This window comes from Mycolicibacterium parafortuitum (genome assembly GCF_002086815.1).
Taxonomy (GTDB): Bacteria; Actinomycetota; Actinomycetes; order Mycobacteriales; family Mycobacteriaceae; genus Mycobacterium; species Mycobacterium parafortuitum.
Window position 1 is genome coordinate 69,709 of sequence record NZ_MVID01000013.1, and the last position, 16,400, is coordinate 86,108.

General features: G+C 66.8%; 13 protein-coding genes. 9 read left to right on the top strand and 4 right to left on the bottom strand.

The window, feature by feature from the left end; all coding sequences use genetic code 11:
• Window positions 1-9 precede the first annotated feature (9 nt).
• From BST38_RS15550 to BST38_RS15560, 3 genes are read right to left on the bottom strand one after another with little or no spacing between them, the layout of a single operon-like run.
• Entirely contained in the window at window positions 10-1,845 is a 1,836-nt protein-coding gene (locus BST38_RS15550) for an oligopeptide ABC transporter ATP-binding protein OppD (protein ID WP_083144235.1), read from the bottom strand.
• Window positions 1,842-2,771: an oligopeptide ABC transporter permease OppC gene (locus tag BST38_RS15555; RefSeq protein ID WP_083144236.1), complete on the bottom strand. Its 930-nt coding sequence runs from the start codon at window positions 2,769-2,771 to the stop codon at window positions 1,842-1,844. Before BST38_RS15555 ends, BST38_RS15550 begins: the two co-directional genes overlap by 4 nt.
• A complete protein-coding gene (locus tag BST38_RS15560) occupies window positions 2,768-3,745 on the bottom strand; it encodes an oligopeptide ABC transporter permease OppB (RefSeq protein WP_083144237.1) in 978 nt (325 codons plus the stop codon). Before BST38_RS15560 ends, BST38_RS15555 begins: the two co-directional genes overlap by 4 nt.
• A 198-nt stretch (window positions 3,746-3,943) precedes the next feature.
• Between BST38_RS15560 and BST38_RS15565 the strand changes: the two genes are divergently transcribed.
• Window positions 3,944-4,648: a response regulator transcription factor gene (locus tag BST38_RS15565; protein WP_083144294.1), complete on the top strand. Its 705-nt coding sequence runs from the start codon at window positions 3,944-3,946 to the stop codon at window positions 4,646-4,648.
• Entirely contained in the window at window positions 4,626-6,212 is a 1,587-nt protein-coding gene (locus BST38_RS15570; protein WP_083144238.1) for a sensor histidine kinase, read from the top strand. The genes BST38_RS15565 and BST38_RS15570 overlap by 23 nt, the downstream gene beginning before the upstream one ends.
• A gap of 101 nt (window positions 6,213-6,313) precedes the next feature.
• Here the strand turns inward: BST38_RS15570 and BST38_RS15575 are convergent, their stop codons facing one another.
• Window positions 6,314-8,515, bottom strand: coding sequence for a YncE family protein (locus BST38_RS15575; RefSeq protein ID WP_133057242.1), 2,202 nt, complete (start codon window positions 8,513-8,515; stop codon window positions 6,314-6,316).
• Window positions 8,516-10,085: 1,570 nt separating this feature from the next.
• On the opposite strand from BST38_RS15575, the gene BST38_RS15585 reads away from it, so the two are divergent.
• The 7 genes from BST38_RS15585 (at window position 10,086) to BST38_RS15615 (ending at window position 16,399) form a co-directional block, all read left to right on the top strand.
• On the top strand, window positions 10,086-10,577 hold the full coding sequence (locus tag BST38_RS15585) for a beta-class carbonic anhydrase (RefSeq protein WP_083144241.1): 492 nt from the start codon (window positions 10,086-10,088) through the stop codon (window positions 10,575-10,577).
• A 388-nt stretch (window positions 10,578-10,965) separates the two neighbouring features.
• Window positions 10,966-11,895: a sulfate adenylyltransferase subunit CysD gene (gene cysD / locus BST38_RS15590; protein ID WP_083144242.1), complete on the top strand. Its 930-nt coding sequence runs from the start codon at window positions 10,966-10,968 to the stop codon at window positions 11,893-11,895.
• On the top strand, window positions 11,840-13,783 hold the full coding sequence (gene cysN, locus BST38_RS15595) for a sulfate adenylyltransferase subunit CysN (protein ID WP_272818849.1): 1,944 nt from the start codon (window positions 11,840-11,842) through the stop codon (window positions 13,781-13,783). The genes cysD and cysN overlap by 56 nt, the downstream gene beginning before the upstream one ends.
• Window positions 13,780-14,514 (top strand): 3'(2'),5'-bisphosphate nucleotidase CysQ, encoded by a 735-nt coding sequence (locus tag BST38_RS15600; protein WP_083144244.1) that lies wholly within the window; start codon window positions 13,780-13,782, stop codon window positions 14,512-14,514. The genes cysN and BST38_RS15600 overlap by 4 nt, the downstream gene beginning before the upstream one ends.
• 52 nt (window positions 14,515-14,566) lie before the next feature.
• Entirely contained in the window at window positions 14,567-15,223 is a 657-nt protein-coding gene (locus tag BST38_RS15605; protein ID WP_083144245.1) for a hypothetical protein, read from the top strand.
• Between the two features lie 32 nt (window positions 15,224-15,255).
• Window positions 15,256-15,852: an isochorismatase family protein gene (locus BST38_RS15610; protein WP_083144246.1), complete on the top strand. Its 597-nt coding sequence runs from the start codon at window positions 15,256-15,258 to the stop codon at window positions 15,850-15,852.
• 70 nt (window positions 15,853-15,922) lie between these two features.
• Window positions 15,923-16,399 (top strand): Rrf2 family transcriptional regulator, encoded by a 477-nt coding sequence (locus tag BST38_RS15615; RefSeq protein WP_083144247.1) that lies wholly within the window; start codon window positions 15,923-15,925, stop codon window positions 16,397-16,399.
• The last annotated feature ends 1 nt before the right edge of the window (window position 16,400 follow it).

The following is a 16,400-nucleotide window of genomic DNA, read 5'->3' on the forward strand; positions in this document are numbered from 1 at the left end:
GCACCGACTCTAACGGCGATCCGGCTGCGGGCGGGGCACCGCGTCCAGCAGTCGGCGGGTGTAGTCGTGCTGCGGGTTCTCGAACACCGAGTCGCTGTCGCCCTGTTCGACGATCGCCCCCTTGTGCATCACCGCGACCCGGTGGGCGAGGTGCCGCACCACCGACAGGTCGTGCGAGACGAACAGGTAGGCCAGCCCGAACCGTTGCTGGAGGTCGAGCAGCAGGTTGATGATGCCGGCCTGGATCGACACGTCCAGCGCCGACACCGGCTCGTCGAGCGCCAGGATCCTCGGTTGCAGCGCCAGCGCCCTGGCGATGCCGATGCGCTGTTTCTGGCCGCCGGAGAACTCCGCCGGATAGCGCCCGGCGTCCTCGCGGCGCAGCCCGACCACGGTCAACAGCTCGCCGATCCGGTCACGCATCGCGGCCTTGTCGAAACCATTGGCCTGCAACGGTTCGGCGAGCACATCGGACACCGGCAACCGCGGGTCGAGCGAGGCCACCGGGTCCTGGAACACCACCTGCAGATCGCCGCGCAGCGCGCGCCGGCCGGCCCGGTCCAGCGACGCCACGTCGTGGCCCAGCACCTCGATCGTGCCCGCCTCGGGTGCGGTCAGCTCCAGGATCTGGTGCAGCGTGGTGGATTTGCCGGACCCTGACTCGCCGACGATGCCGAGGGTGCGGCCGGCGTCCAGTTCGAAATCGATGCCGTCGACGGCACGGACCTCGCCGATGCGACGGCGGAACACCACGCCCTTGGTCAGCGGGTACGTCTTCGACAGCCCGGTGACCCGCAGCACGACCTCGGGGTCGACGGCCGGCGGGTGCGCGGCCGGGGCGGTCGACACGCCGTAGATCTCCGCCGCGGACCGGCCGGCGACGTCGTCGTGGCGGATGCAGGCGACCTGGTGGCCGGCGCCGACGGTGACCAGTTCCGGTTCGGCGGCGCCGCATTCGGCGACGGCCAGCGGGCAGCGCGGCGCGAACGGACACCCGGGCGGCAGCGCGCTCACCGACGGCGGAGCGCCGGGGATCGGCACCAGTCGGGTGCCCTGGGAGGCGTCCAGGCGCGGCACCGAACCGAGCAGGCCGACCGTGTAGGGCATCCGGCGGCCGCGGTAGAGGTCGGCGACGGGCGCGGTCTCGACCGCGCGGCCGGCGTACATCACCAGTGCGCGATCGGCGAACTCGGCGACCACCCCGAGGTCGTGGGTGATGATCAGCACCCCGGCACCGGTCGCGTCGCGGGCGGTGCGCAGCACGTCGAGGATCTGCGCCTGCACCGTGACGTCGAGCGCGGTGGTGGGCTCATCGCAGATCAGCAGGTCGGGGTCATTGGCGATCGCGATCGCGATGACCACCCGCTGGCGTTCCCCGCCGGAGAGCTCGTGCGGAAAGGCGCGGGCCCGCTGCGCCGGCTGCCCGATGCCGACGAGCTCGAGCAGTTCGATCGCGCGGGCGCGGGCCGCCTTGGCGTCGACGCCGCGCTGATGGATGCGGATGGCCTCGGCGATCTGGTCGCCGACGGTGTACACCGGCGTCAGCGCCGACATCGGGTCCTGGAACACCGTGCCGATCCGGGCGCCCCGGATCCGCGACATCTGCCGGTCGTCCAGGCCGAGCAGTTCCTCACCGCCCAGCCGCACCGACCCGGACACCTCGGCGTATTCGGGCAGCAACCCGACCACGGCCATCGCGCCCGCCGACTTGCCCGCGCCGGACTCGCCGACCAGCGCGACGACCTCACCGGCGTCCACGTGATAGCTCAGGCCGCGCACGGCCGGCACCGTCTCGGTGTCCGTCGGGAACGTCACCGCCAGATCCCGCACCTCGAGCAGGCTCATGCGGCGGCCCGCCTGCGTCGGCGCGCCGGCCGCACCCCGGGATCGAGTGCGTCGCGCAGCCCGTCGCCGGCCAGATTGGCGCAGAACACGATCAGCACCAGCACCCCGGCCGGGAACAGGAACACCCACGGGAACGTCGTCACCGACCGGGTGCCGTCGGCGATCAGGGTGCCCAGCGACACGTCCGGTGGCTGCACGCCGAACCCGAGGAAGCTCAGGCTGGTCTCGGCCAGCACCGCCAGCCCGACGTTGAGCGTGGTGTCGATGATCAGGATCGACGCGACGTTGGGCATCACGTGCCGGACGATGATCCGCCAATTGCTCACGCCCATATAGCGTGCCGCGGTGACGAATTCGCGCTCCCGCAGGCTCAGCGTGAGGCCGCGCACGATGCGGGCGCTGATCATCCAGCTGAACGCCGACAACAGCAGGATCAGCCACAGGATGGTGCCGGAATCGCGGGTGCGGGGGGTCACGATCGCGATGAGCAGGAAGCTGGGCACCACCAGAAGCAGGTCGACGACCCACATCAGCACTGTGCTGCGCCACGCGCCGAAGTAGCCGGCGATCGCGCCCGCCGTCGCGGCGATCACCGTCGACAGGAACGCCACGCACACCCCGATCAGCATCGACTTCTGCATGCCGCGCAGCGTCTGCGCCAGGATGTCCTGACCCAGCGCGTTGGTGCCGAACCAGTGCGTCGTGGTCGGCGGTTGCTGTAGCGCGTAGTAGTCGAGGTCGGTGTGGGAGAACGGCAGCAGCGGCGGCAGCGCGTAGCATCCGACGAACAGCACCACCAGGATCACCAGCGACACCACCGCGGGCCGGTTACGAAGGAAGCGCCGCCACACCAGCGTGCGGCGCGAGGCGAATTCGTGCTGCGACACCTGCTCTTCGCGCGAGCGCGTGTCGTCGGGCCCGGTCATGACACCCGCACCCGCGGATCCAGCGCCGCGTACAGCACGTCCGACAGCAGCCCGGCCAGCAGCACCGTCGCACCGGTGAACACCGTGATCGCGACGACGATGTTGGTGTCCTGGGTGGAGATGCCCTGCACGAACCACTCGCCGATGCCATGCCAGCCGAAGATCTTCTCGACGAACACCGCTCCGGTGAACAGCCCGCCCACCCCGTAGGCGAACAACGTGGCCATCGGGATCAGCGCGGTCCGCAGGCCGTGCTTGAACAGCGCCTGCCGCCGGGTCAGGCCCTTGGCGCGCGCCGTGCGGATGAAGTCCTGGCTCAGCACGTCGAGCATCGCGTTGCGCTGGTAGCGGCTGTAGCCGGCGATGGAGACCAGCGCGAGCGTGAACGTCGGGAGCACCAGATGCTGTAGCCGGTCGATCAACTGGTTCCACGTGCCGCCGACCGCGTCCGTCGACGTCTCACCGGTGTATTCGAAGACCTGCGCACCCAGGATCGAGTTGCCCTGCAATGCCCCGAGGATCAACAGGTTGGCGATCACGAACGTCGGGGTGCTCAGGATCAGCAGCGCCAGCGTCGTGATGACGCGGTCGGAGAGCCGGTACTGCCGCACTGCGCCCCACGCACCGGCCACCACGCCGAGGAAAGTGCCCACGACCGACCCGATGAGCACCAGCCGCAGGCTCACCCCGATGCGGCGGCCCAGCTCGTCGCTGACCGGCTGCCCACCGACCGTCGTCCCGAAATCCCCGCGGAACACCCCGGCCACCCAGTCCGCGTAGCGCAGCGGGATCGGCGCGTTGAGGTTCAGCTCGTCGGCCTTGGCGTCGATGACGGCCTGCGGCGGGCGGGGGTTGCGCTCCAGCAGCGAGTCGAGCGGTTCGAACATCACCGAGGTCAGCGCGAACGTCAGGAGCGAGGCCAGTCCCAGCAGGATGACGTAGTTGACCAGCCTGCGGACGAGGAACCGTGTCATGCGGTGGATCCGACTGCCGGCTGCATGCGCCTCAGGTTAGGAGATCGGCGCGGCTACAGCCCGGCGGCGCGCGATCGGCGGGTCCGCGACCCTCACAGCCGGCGCATAGGAACGGCACAGGGGGCGCCTAGCGGCGGGGCCGATAATGGAGTGGTGGCCAGTCCGCGCAGTGCTCCCGAGGACCCGGCGAGGGTGGTGATGCGCCGCGCCGACGGTAGCCCGATCCACGTGCTGGTCGTCGACGACGAACCGGTGCTGGCCGAGCTGGTGTCCATGGCGCTGCGCTACGAGGGCTGGGACATCTCCACCGCCGGCGACGGCGCCACCGCGATCGCCCTGGCCCGGGAGAACCCGCCCGACGTGGTCGTGCTCGACGTGATGCTGCCGGACATGAGCGGACTGGACGTGCTGCGCCGGCTGCGCGAGCAGATCCCGGGTCTGCCGCTGCTGCTGCTCACCGCGAAGGACTCGGTGGAGGACCGCATCGCCGGTCTGACCGCGGGCGGCGACGACTACGTGACCAAACCGTTCAGCATCGAGGAAGTCGTACTGCGGTTGCGCGCGCTGCTGCGCCGCACCGGGGTGGCCACCGACACCGGCGGCGCCAAGCTCGTCGTCGGCGATCTGGTGCTCGACGAGGACAGCCACGAGGTGACCCGCGGCGGTGACGTGATCACCCTGACCGCGACGGAGTTCGAGTTGTTGCGGTTCATGATGCGCAACGCCAAACGTGTCCTGAGCAAGGCGCAGATCCTCGACCGGGTATGGAGTTACGACTTCGGTGGCCGGTCCAACATCGTCGAACTGTATGTGTCCTATCTGCGGAAGAAGATCGACAGCGGCCGCGAGCCGATGATCCACACGCTGCGCGGTGCGGGGTATGTCCTCAAGCCGACGCGCTGAGCGCACGGTGCTGACCGCTTGGCGTTCGCCACGTGGATGGTCGCTGCGCACCCGCCTGATCGTCACCCAGGTGCTGCTGCTCGCGGTGGTGTGCGCGGGCATCGGTATCGCGACCGAGTTTGCGCTGCAACGCTTCCTGATGAATCAACTCGACGAGCAGGTGATCGAGTCCGGGCGGCGGGCATCGGTGATCTTCGAGATGGGTCCGCCGCCGGGGATGGGCTTTCCGGGGCCGCCGGGGATGCGTCCCCCGATCGGGCCGCCGGGACCACCGCCGCTGGGGCGCGGCCCACGCATGATGATGGCCGACGAGGGGCCGGGGCCGGCGTTCCTCAACGCTCCGGGACAGGCCATCCGCACCGTCGGTGCGGTCGTCGCCGACGGCGGCACCGAGGACGCGGGCGTGATCGCCGCCGACGGCTCGCGCGCCGAGATCTCCGATGGCGCAGCACGGCAACTGGCCGAGGTCGCCGTCGACAGGCGCCCGCACACCGTCGAGCTCGACGGGCTCGGCCGCTACCGCGTCGTCGCGTTCCCGACCCGACTACCCGGTGAGGTCGTGGTCGCCGGGCTGCCGACCTCCGACGTCGACGACACCTTGGTTCGGGTGGCGGTGATCTTCGGTGTCGTCGCCGCGGTCGCGCTCGCGGCGGCCGGAACGGCGGGCGTCGTCATCGTCCGGCGCCAACTTGCCCCGCTGGCAAGGGTTTCCGACGCCGCCCAGCAGGTGGCCGACCTGGAGTTGGATCGTGGCGAGGTGCGATTGCCGCATCCGATCGTCAAGGTCGACCCCGAGGCCGCCCAGACCGAGGTCGGCCAGCTCGGGTCGGCCCTGAATCGGATGCTGGAACGTATCGCCGGCGCAATGACCGCACGGCACGCCAGCGAGACCCGGGTACGGCAGTTCGTCGCCGATGCCAGCCACGAACTCCGCACCCCGCTGGCCGCCATCCGCGGTTACACCGAACTGGCGCAACGCAAACAGGCCGAACTGCCCGACGATGTCGCCCACGCGATGAACCGGGTCCAGTCCGAGACCGAGCGCATGACCCAGCTCGTCGAGGACATGCTCCTGCTGGCCCGCCTGGACACCGGACGGCCACTGGAGCGCGAAACCGTGGACCTCACCCGCCTGGTCGTCGACGCGGTCAGCGACGCCCACGTCGCCGGCCCGGACCACGTGTGGGAGCTCGACCTGCCCGACGAGCCGGTCACCGTCGCCGGCGACGAGGCCCGCCTGCGCCAGGTGCTGGCCAACCTGCTCGCCAACGCGCGTATCCACACCCCGGCGGGGACGACGGTCACCACCTCGCTGTCGTCGGCCGGCGGTGAGGCGGTGCTGACCGTGCGTGACGACGGGCCGGGGATCCCGGTCACGCTGCAGCCCGAGGTGTTCGAACGGTTCGCCCGCGGTGACACGTCGCGCTCGCGCCGCGGCGGAAGTACCGGCCTCGGCCTGGCGATCGTCGCGGCGGTGGTGCGCGCCCACGGCGGCAGCATCGAGCTGCACAGCGCCGAGGGCGCAACGGAGTTCACGGTCCGGCTGCCCGGCGGCGCGGGGTGAAGTTCGACTGCGCGAGCGTGCGTGTCGGCACCCGACACGCCGTGGAAACGCGGGCTTTCGCGCACGCTCACGTACGTTCCGGTGCGCGGAGACCGAACGTGTCAGTACTGCCAATAGTTGACGATGTCGCCTCTGAACCTGGCGAGATCAGCTTTGACCACCGCGTACTCAGGAGCTTTTGACTTGTCGAACGCCGTGGCGACCATGGAGTAGGTCCGTCGGTCTCCGTGTGCTTTCAATCCGAGTGGATCCTCAATTAGCGGATAATCGATACCTGAATCGAACTCGAAGACCTGCCCGGCCTGTCGCCACTTGCCGTTGTGGTCCTGAACATTCAGAAAATTTAACCAGTCTGTCAGCATCGGCACAGAGTCGCTGTCTTCACGCAAGAAGATCACGTGATCTTCGTTGGCGCCGGGCGGCAGAATCATCGGCGAAGCGAACGTGACAACCGTGGTTACCGAGCCGCGGTGCGCTCCATGCTTCCAATCCGATTCAACAGCCTGAGCGTCCATGCCGCCCTGGCTGAACCCCACGAGCATGATCTCGGTGCCTTGAGGCAGGGTCTTGAGGGCTCGGTCGATCTTCTCGATGATTCCGCTGGTATCGGCGTCGCCTTCGAAGTACAACGGGACGTTTCGCAGAGTGCCCCGGGTCGCGCCTTCATCCAGCTGTGTACCGCCCAGATACACGATCAGCCTCATTTTACCGTCAGCCTTCGACTTGACCGCGTCGATGGCCACACCGTCCTTTCCTTGCGGCCAGTCCGTAAGGTCGCGAAGCCTGTTGTAGAGGTCAGCAGTCGAAGCTGGCGCTTGAATTGCCTTTTGCAACAACGGCTTCCCCGAGTCGATGACGTAAACAGCGTGTGAACCGTCCGCGGTCATCGAGGCCACGTAGACTCTGCTGCTGTCAGCGCTCACGGCTACACTCGTGGCCAAATGGCCGACCGGCAACGGTTCGCCTATGAACTTGTTCTTGGTGACGTCAAAGGTAGCGAGAGCGCCGGTGATGGGCGGCTGCCCGACACCGGGGCTCAGGACGTATACGCGCCGACCGTCAGGGCTGACCGTGAGATTTCCGCGCATCATTGCGCCGCCAAGAGCCCAGTCAACGCTGCCAGGAGTCCGATCACTGCCGAGAACTTTCCGCGAAGCAGTGTCTATGACAGAGAGAGTTCCATCCATTGCATAGGTGAACAGACGGTCTCCCTTGGGGCTGAGTGCTAGAAGCGATATCTGAAAGCTTCCAGATGGGAGCGTTATTTTGCTGGAGCTACCGGAACTTGTATCGACAGTGTCGACCACGCCCAGCTCGCTGATCGACGTGAAGTAGAGTCTGCCGTTGCCACTCATCACGACTCGATCCCACAATCCCACAGAAGGGCCTTGCAAGATTTTGGAGACCTGTCGGCTAGCGGTATCGATGACGGCGATGCTCCCATTGCTGTGTAGTGCGACCAATCGCTTGCTGTCTGCTGTTACAAACAACTTGTCGGGCCTGAATTCGAGCGGTATCTGGCTGACGTTGGTGCTTCCGGGATCGATCACGGCGATGCTGGGCGAAACGAAATCGGGATAGCCGCGGTTGGCGATGTAGACCCGCTTACCGTCCGGGCTCGCAACGATATCGCCAGGTGTCGATCCGGGTGGCAGTTGCAGTTCTCTGGCGTTGCCACTTTCGGGGGCGACGATAAGAGCCATGTCTCGCGAGGGATCAGTGAGATAGAGGGTCTCCCGGCCCTGGCTGTCGCGAAGCATCGCAACGGCGGCGGCATCGAAGGCAATGTTGGGAGCGCCCTGAACGGTGAAGTTCACTGCGTCGATCGGCGAGACGGATACCCAGTGGCTCCCTGCGAGCGTGACCGCATTGTTCAGCGTGTAGATCTTGTAACCGCGGGTGTCGGTGAGTACCACCACCGGGTCATCACGCTCGTAGCCGTCACTCAATCCCGGAATCGTGGCTATCAGCTTCGGATTCGTTAAGTAGTTCGGACTCGGTTCAGGATCGACGGGGGTGGGATCAGGTGCAGGATCGGGGCCGGGATCAGGTGACGCGGAGCCTCCTAGCAGGCTGATCACCGCATCAAGGATGAAGTTAAATATCCTGACGGGGGCCAGGACGATATTGGTTACTACGTCGATAACGGTCTTTACGAGCTTGGTCAGTATCCCTCCGGCATCCAGCAGGGCTTTCGCCTCGACTGACGCGGCCGTTGGTAGCGGAACAGTCGCCTTCGCCTGCACTGCGAAGTAATGACTCGCGGGCTCAACGGCCGGACCCGATGCGGTTTCGTCGGTCACGGATTCGATCCGCCGAGAACCTGCGCTCGACGGGTCATGATCGATAGCGGTTCCGGCGCGAGAATTCGGGCGAACATGTAGCCGCCGGTCTGTTTGCCGGAGCGTCAACCACAGGGCTTCTAGGACGTTATTTGCCGGCGTCGTGGGGGGCACGAGACCATTCGATATCGGACCCAAGTCCGTCCAAGCCACGTTGTCATCGAGTAAAGCCGCTGAGGCGAGTTCAGATGCGCCGGGACCGCTCACTTCTGTCGGTGGGAGTGTGACAGTTTCGGCTGCCGTGGAGATTTCGGTTGCGGCGGTGCTGGTGGTTGTGAGGTGTGCAGCCTCGCTTTGTGTTGTGGGTTCGACTGGAGTTGAGTCGACGCTGGCGACGTATGCGCCAGCCGTGGCGTCGATGTCGCTCGACCTTCGGATCTCTGTATCGGGGGAGTTGAAGGCGTCAGAGTCTTCGTCTGTCGTGACATCACCTTGATCCGCGGATCGGACCAATCCGGTGGGTGCTGCGGAGGTTTTCAAGTCCAGAGCGGGATTGTCGTCATTCGCGCGGTCGCGTGATGCGTCCCTCTGCTTGCCGAACGGGCCGTCAGTACTCGATCCGTCGTCATCGCCACGATTGGCATCGTCGTCGGACCCGGATGACTCGCCGGCGCTACGAGAGAGCGCGGAGGGTCTGCGCTTCGTTGCGACGTCCTCACGGGACCGTTCACTTCCCGTCTGGGACGGGCGGTCGGTACCCATGCTGGCCGTGGTGCTTCTACCGACACCGTGTGCAGTTGATGTGTCATCAGGGGCGGCGCTCGCGACTCCGTGTCCGGTAATGATTGCCGCGCCGAGGCCCGCGCCGAACGTCCCGATCCGTAACCAATCGATGCATCGGGCCCCTCGATTTCCAGACCTAGCTCGCCGGCCTTTCGACTCAGGATTCCTTGGACTCTTCGCCGCCACGTAACGCTCCTTTAATGCGGAGGGCTCAGAAATTACGACATCGATATTTGACGTCGCAACCTTCTGATTGCTTTGTGTAATTTCTCGACAAGTGTTGTTGCTGAGGGTAATTAGTTCGTGACGCTGACTGGCGGGAGCGTAGCAGTTTTGCGATTGAAGCGGTCGAATGTGCCGTAGTACGAAGGGATGATTTTGTCGGGTCAATACCCCGAGGATGTTGAAACCCCGAAAGTGTGGCGCTTGCAAAAGCGCCAAGCTCACCACACCGTCGCGACATTCTCGAATGGCGAAACAATCTCCGTGCGTCCGTGCGTCCGTGCGTCCGTGCGTCCGTGCGTCCGTGCGTCCGTGCGTCCGTGCGTCCGTGCGTCCGTGCGTCCGTGCGTGCGTGCGTGGGGGCGTTCGGTTTACTTGCGTGTGCCGCCGACTGGGGCAATCCACGTGTGGTGGCGGCGGCGGAAGTCGATCCGGAAGCCCCCGAGTGCGGACAGCGGACATGCGTAAATCTGAAGTAGTTTTCGATAGTCGGTCGCAGATTCAAGAACAACTTCAGTTTCGCCGGTGTAGATCTCGCTGATTCTGACCCGTGACGTCGGGCCGTCGTGCTGCTAGCTTGCGCGACATGACTGTGACGGACGAGTACCTACAGAACAACAAGAAGTACGCCGAGAGGTTCTCGGGCCCGTTGCCGCTGCCGCCGAGCAAGCACGTCGCCGTCGTGGCGTGCATGGACGCCCGGTTGGACGTCTACCGGGTCCTCGGCCTGAACGACGGTGAGGCGCACGTCATCCGCAACGCCGGCGGCGTGATCACCGACGACGAGATCCGCTCGCTGGCCATCAGTCAGCGGCTGCTCGGCACCAAAGAGATCATCCTGATCCACCACACCGACTGCGGAATGCTGACCTTCACCGACGATGCGTTCAAGCGCGACATCCAGGATGAGACGGGGCTGAAGCCCGAATGGGCCGCCGAGTCGTTCCCGGATCTGGAGGAGGACGTGCGGCAGTCACTGCGCCGTGTCGAGGCCAGCCCGTTCGTCACCAAGCACGAGTCGTTGCGCGGCTTCATCTTCGACGTAGCGACCGGCCTGCTCAACGAGGTCACCCTCTAGGGCCGCGCGCCTTGCTCCGCGAGCGCGCGGGTTTGCACCCGACGCGCCGCGGCTTTTCGGCACCTGACGCGCGTTCGTCACCTGCGAGCGCGCGTCGGCCGATCTTGGAGGTCGCTATCGTCGTCGCGGCGACCGGGGCTGGGGGAGAAGCTGGGAGTGGCTCTCGCCGGGATGGTTGCCGGAGTAATGACCGAAAGCGCGCCGTCGTGACGGCCCGAGCGTGCGTAACCTGCCGAAATCGCGCGGCGCGTCGCGGACAGACACGCACGCTCGCGAAGCAACGGCACCAGACCACACTCCGGGGCGTTGACACGGAATGCCGCCCGGGTATCTAATACCCGATTAAGGCAATAAATATGGTCAAATCTACCAACTTTACGAGGTATCCATGACGGCGACCGACGAGCTTGCGCAGAATGCGGGCCGGTACGAGTTGAGCCACCTCCGCGCGCTGGAGGCCGAGGCGATCCACATCATCAGGGAGGTGGCCGCGGAGTTCGAGCGGCCGGTGCTGCTGTTCTCGGGTGGCAAGGACTCCATCGTGATGCTGCACCTGGCGATCAAGGCGTTCCGGCCGGGCCGGTTGCCGTTCCCGGTGATGCACGTCGACACCGGCCACAACTTCGACGAGGTGCTGCAGGCTCGCGACGAACTGGTCGCCGAGTCCGGGGTGCGCCTGGTGGTGGCGAAGGTGCAGGACGACATCGACGCCGGCAGGGTCGTCGAGACCATTCCGTCGCGTAACCCGATGCAGACGTTCACGCTGCTGCGTGCGATCCGGGAGAACAAGTTCGACGCGGCCTTCGGCGGTGCCCGCCGCGACGAGGAGAAGGCCCGCGCCAAGGAGCGCGTCTTCAGCTTCCGCGACGAGTTCGGTCAGTGGGATCCGAAGAACCAGCGCCCCGAACTGTGGAACCTGTACAACGGCAGGCACCGTAAGGGTGAGCACATCCGCGCGTTCCCGCTGTCGAACTGGACCGAATTCGACATCTGGTCCTACATCGGCGCCGAGAAGATCAAGTTGCCCTCGATCTACTACGCACACCAGCGCAAGGTCTTCGAGCGCGACGGGATGCTGCTCGCCGTGCACCGGTATCTGCAGCCCCGCAAGGAGGAGACGATTATCGAGAAGACGGTGCGGTTCCGCACCGTCGGCGACGTGACGTGCACGGGATGCGTGGAGTCCACCGCTGCAACGGTTTCCGAGGTCATCGCCGAGACGGCGATCTCCCGGCTGACCGAGCGCGGCGCGACCCGCGCCGATGACCGGATCTCGGAAGCAGGCATGGAAGATCGCAAGCGCGAGGGGTATTTCTGATGAGCGCTCGCGCGAAGAAGGGGCAATTCTGATGAGTTCGTCCACCACGCTGCTGCGTATCGCGACCGCGGGTTCGGTCGACGACGGCAAGTCCACCCTGATCGGCCGGCTGCTCTACGACAGCAAGGCCGTGATGGAGGATCAGCTGGAAGCCGTCGAGCGCACCTCGAAGGAACGCGGCAACGACTACACCGACCTCGCCCTGGTCACCGACGGGCTGCGTGCCGAACGCGAACAGGGCATCACGATTGACGTCGCGTACCGCTATTTCGCGACGGCCAAGCGCAAGTTCATCATCGCCGACACGCCCGGGCACATCCAGTACACCCGCAACATGGTCACCGGCACCTCGACCGCGCAGTTGGCGATCGTGCTGGTCGACGCGCGTCATGGTCTGCTGGAGCAGTCCCGCCGCCACGCGTTCCTCGCCTCGCTGCTCGGCATCCGGCACATCGTGCTGGCGGTCAACAAGATGGACCTGATCGATTGGGACCGAGAGCGTTTCGAGAAGATCCGCGACGACTTCCACGATTTCGCGGCGCGGCTGGACGTGCACGATGTCACGACCATCCCGCTGTCGGCGCTCAACGGCGACAACGTCGTCACCAAGTCCGACGTGACCCCGTGGTACGAAGGGCCGTCGCTGCTGGCGCACCTCGAAGAGGTCTACATCGCCGGCGACCGCAACCTCGTCGACGTCCGGTTCCCGGTGCAGTACGTGATCCGGCCGCAGACCCGCGAGCACGCCGACCACCGCAGCTACGCGGGCACCGTCGCCAGCGGTGTGATGCGTCCCGGTGACGAGATCGTCGTGCTCCCCAGCGGGAAGTCGTCACGTATCACCGAGATCGAGGGCCCGAGTGGGCCTGTGCAGGAAGCGTTCCCGCCGATGGCGGTATCGGTCAGCCTGGCCGACGACATCGACATCTCGCGCGGCGACATGCTCGCCCGGCCGAACAATCAGCCGCGGATCGCCCAGGAGTTCGACGCGACGGTGTGCTGGATGGCCGACGACGAGGCGCTCGAACCGGGGCGCGACTACCTGATCAAGCACACCACCCGCACCACGCGGGTGCGGGTGACCGATCTGGACTACCGCCTCGACGTCAACACCCTGCACCGCGACAAGTCGGCGACCGCGCTCAAACTCAATGAGCTGGGCCGTATCTCGCTGCGCAGCCAGGTGCCGCTGCTGCTCGACGAGTACAGCCGCAACTCGGCCACCGGGTCGTTCATCCTGATCGACCCGAACACCAACGGCACGATCGCGGCGGGCATGATCCTGCCGCATGTCGCCGGACGCACGTCCACGCCGAACACCGTCAAACACGAATCGCTGTGCACGGCCGAGGACCGGCTGTCGCGCGGCCGCACCGTGTGGTTCACCGGGCTGTCCGGCTCGGGCAAGTCGTCGGTCGCGGTGCTGGTCGAGCGCAAACTGCTCGAGAAGGGCGTTCCGGCCTACGTTCTCGACGGGGACAACCTGCGGCACGGGCTGAACGCCGATCTCGGTTTCTCGATGGCTGATCGGGCGGAGAACCAGCGCCGGCTCGCGCACGTCGCCGCGATCCTGGCCGACGCCGGCCAGGTGGTGCTGGTGCCCGCGATCAGCCCGCTGGAGGAACACCGCTCGCTGGCCCGAAAGGTGGCCACCGAGCAGGGTCTGGAGTTCTTCGAGGTGTTCTGTGACACCCCGTTGGAGGACTGCGAACGACGGGACCCGAAGGGGCTTTACGCGAAGGCCCGCGCCGGCGAGATCACCCACTTCACCGGGATCGACAGTCCGTACCAGCGGCCCAAGAACCCGGACCTGCGGCTGACACCGGACCGCACTCCCGCCGAACACGCCGACGCGGTGATCGAGCTGCTGGAAAGCCGCGAGTCGTGACGAGCGATCACGAGCTCGCGGGCCGGCTGGCCACCGAGGCCGGCGCCCTGCTGCTCGACGTCCGGTCCGAACTCGCCGACGCGACAGCCGAGGAGCGGAAGGCCGCGGGGGACAAGCGCTCCCACGACTTTCTGATGGAGGCGCTGGCGGCCGAGCGGCCCGACGACGCCGTGCTGTCCGAAGAGGGTGTGGACGACCCCGTGCGACTGTCCGCGCGCCGGGTCTGGATCGTCGACCCTCTCGACGGGACGCGGGAATTCTCCGAGCTCGGTCGCACCGACTGGGCGGTGCACGTGGCGCTGTGGGAATCCGGTGAGCTGATCGCCGGGGCCGTCGCGCTTCCCGCGCAGGGGATCACGCTGGCCACCCCGACCGTCGTCGCCCCACCGCCGGCTCCGCAGGCGCCGCGGGTGGTGGTGTCGCGCACCCGACCGCCGGCGGTCGCGCTGGAGGTCAAGGACGCGCTGAACGGCACGCTGGTCGAAATGGGTTCGGCGGGAGCGAAAGTCGCGTCTGTCGTGCAGGGGCTTTCGGATGTGTACGTGCACGCCGGCGGCCAGTACGAGTGGGATTCGGCGGCGCCGGTGGCCGTCGCACGGGCCGCGGGCCTGCACACCTCGCGTATCGACGGCTCACCGCTGGTGTACAACCAGCGCGATTCCAAACTGCCAGACCTCATCGTGTGCCGCCCCGAACTCGCCGAAGCGGTTTTGGCGGTCACGGCCCGCTGACGCTCCGCCGGGTTTATGGTGACCCCACTTAGCCACAACCCGGGGGGAACACATGGCCCGTCTCGTCCACGCAGTCACCGCCGCCACCGTCGTCGCGTTCGCGCTCGCGGGATGCGGCGGATCGGACAGCTCAGAATCCAGCGAGAGCACGTCGTCCTCGCCGGCGTCGGAATCCGCACCGCCGTCCACTTCGGCGGCCGCGGCTGCCGATGACGAGCAGCAGATCCGCGATCTGGTGCAGGCCCAGGCAGACGCGTTCTCCGACGGCGACTGGGATACGCTCGCCGAGCTGACATGCTCCAAGTTCAGCGAGCAGGCCAACAACCCCGGCGAGTTCCTGGTGCCGCCGATCACCCAGTTCGGCACCAAAGAACAAGCCGCGTCGATCGATCCCGTACAGCTGTCCGACTCGCTGGGCAAGGAGTTCGGCGGCGCGTCGAAGGAAACGGTGGACCGCGTCGCGCAGGCGATCGTCGCGTACGACGTCCCCGCGTATCAGGCGGCGATGCTCGACCTCATGACCGAATCCGTCACCATCACGGTCGACTCCGTCGAGAACATCCAGATCACCGGTGACACGGCCACCGCCGACGTGACCACCACGCAGGTGGCGGGTACCGACGCGCCGAAGACCCAGACCGACCCCACGCCGTTCGTTCGCGAGGACGGCGTCTGGCTGGACTGCAGCGACATGGCCGCCACGTCCTGACGCGGGCCACGCCACGTCAGTAGGCTGCGAGGATGTCCGACCGCCAAACGCTGCGGGCCCTCGCCGGTCTGCCGCTCGCCCCCGTCAGCCTGGCCGAATCCGCGCTGGTGCTGATCGACTGTCAGAACACCTACACCCGTGGGGTGATGGAACTCGAGGGCGTACAGGCCGCACTCGACGAAGCCGCGGCCCTGCTCGATCGGGCCAGGACCGCGGGGATCCCGGTCATCCACATCCAGCACGACGACGGGCCCGGATCGTTGTACGACATCGCGGGGGAGAGCGGCGCGATCGTCGACCGGGTCGCGCCGCGCGACGGCGAATCGGTCGTGGTGAAGAACTACCCGAACTCGTTCGTCAACACCGAGCTCGACGAGATCCTGAAATCCGTCGACGCGTCGAACCTGGTGCTGGCCGGGTTCATGACGCACATGTGTGTGAACTCGACGGCGCGCGGTGCGTTCAACCTCGGGTATGCGCCGACGGTGGTCGCCGCCGCGACGGCGACGCGCGCGCTGCCAGGTGTCGAGGGTGAGGTGCCTGCCGCCGCGGTGCACAGCGCGAGTCTGGCGGCGGTCGCCGACCTCTTCGCCGTGGTGGTGCCCGGCGAGAAGGACATCCCCGGCTAGACCTGATGGCCGGACCCCTCAACGCGGCTCCTTCGTCGCCGCTTGATCGTCGTCCGGCTAGCCTTATGCCATGCGGATGTCGGCCAAGGCGGAGTACGCCGTCCGGGCCATGGTCCAGCTGGCGACCGTCGAGGCCGGTGTCCTGGTCAAAACCGACGACCTGGCCAAGGCGCAGGGCATCCCGCCGCAGTTCCTCGTCGATATCCTGTCCGACCTGCGCACCGACCGTCTCGTCCGCAGTCACCGTGGCCGCGACGGCGGCTACGAACTGGCCAGACCCGCCGACGACATCAGCATCGCCGACGTGCTGCGCTGTATCGACGGGCCGCTGGCCAGCGTGCGCGACATCGGGCTCGGTGACCTGCCGTACGCCGGGCCCACCGCCGCGCTGACCGACGTGTGGCGGGCGCTGCGCGCCAGCATGCGCTCGGTCCTCGAGCAGACCAGCCTGGCGGACGTGGCCTCCGGCGGCCTGCCCCAGCACGTCCGCACGATGGCCGACGACTACCGCGACCAGGAAGAGGCGCGCGGCCACTCGATGAACTAGC

Excerpts from the sequence above, each read along its gene's own strand:
- BST38_RS15550 (WP_083144235.1), bottom strand. The coding sequence starts at position 1,845 with ATGAGCCTGCTCGAGGTGCGGGATCTGGCGGTGACGTTCCCGACGGAC.
- BST38_RS15555 (WP_083144236.1), bottom strand. The coding sequence starts at position 2,771 with ATGACCGGGCCCGACGACACGCGCTCGCGCGAAGAGCAGGTGTCGCAG.
- BST38_RS15560 (WP_083144237.1), bottom strand. The coding sequence starts at position 3,745 with ATGACACGGTTCCTCGTCCGCAGGCTGGTCAACTACGTCATCCTGCTG.
- BST38_RS15565 (WP_083144294.1), top strand. The coding sequence starts at position 3,944 with ATGCGCCGCGCCGACGGTAGCCCGATCCACGTGCTGGTCGTCGACGAC.
- BST38_RS15570 (WP_083144238.1), top strand. The coding sequence starts at position 4,626 with ATGTCCTCAAGCCGACGCGCTGAGCGCACGGTGCTGACCGCTTGGCGT.
- BST38_RS15585 (WP_083144241.1), top strand. The coding sequence starts at position 10,086 with ATGACTGTGACGGACGAGTACCTACAGAACAACAAGAAGTACGCCGAG.
- cysD (WP_083144242.1), top strand. The coding sequence starts at position 10,966 with ATGACGGCGACCGACGAGCTTGCGCAGAATGCGGGCCGGTACGAGTTG.
- cysN (WP_272818849.1), top strand. The coding sequence starts at position 11,840 with ATGACCGGATCTCGGAAGCAGGCATGGAAGATCGCAAGCGCGAGGGGT.
- BST38_RS15605 (WP_083144245.1), top strand. The coding sequence starts at position 14,567 with ATGGCCCGTCTCGTCCACGCAGTCACCGCCGCCACCGTCGTCGCGTTC.
- BST38_RS15610 (WP_083144246.1), top strand. The coding sequence starts at position 15,256 with ATGTCCGACCGCCAAACGCTGCGGGCCCTCGCCGGTCTGCCGCTCGCC.
- BST38_RS15615 (WP_083144247.1), top strand. The coding sequence starts at position 15,923 with ATGCGGATGTCGGCCAAGGCGGAGTACGCCGTCCGGGCCATGGTCCAG.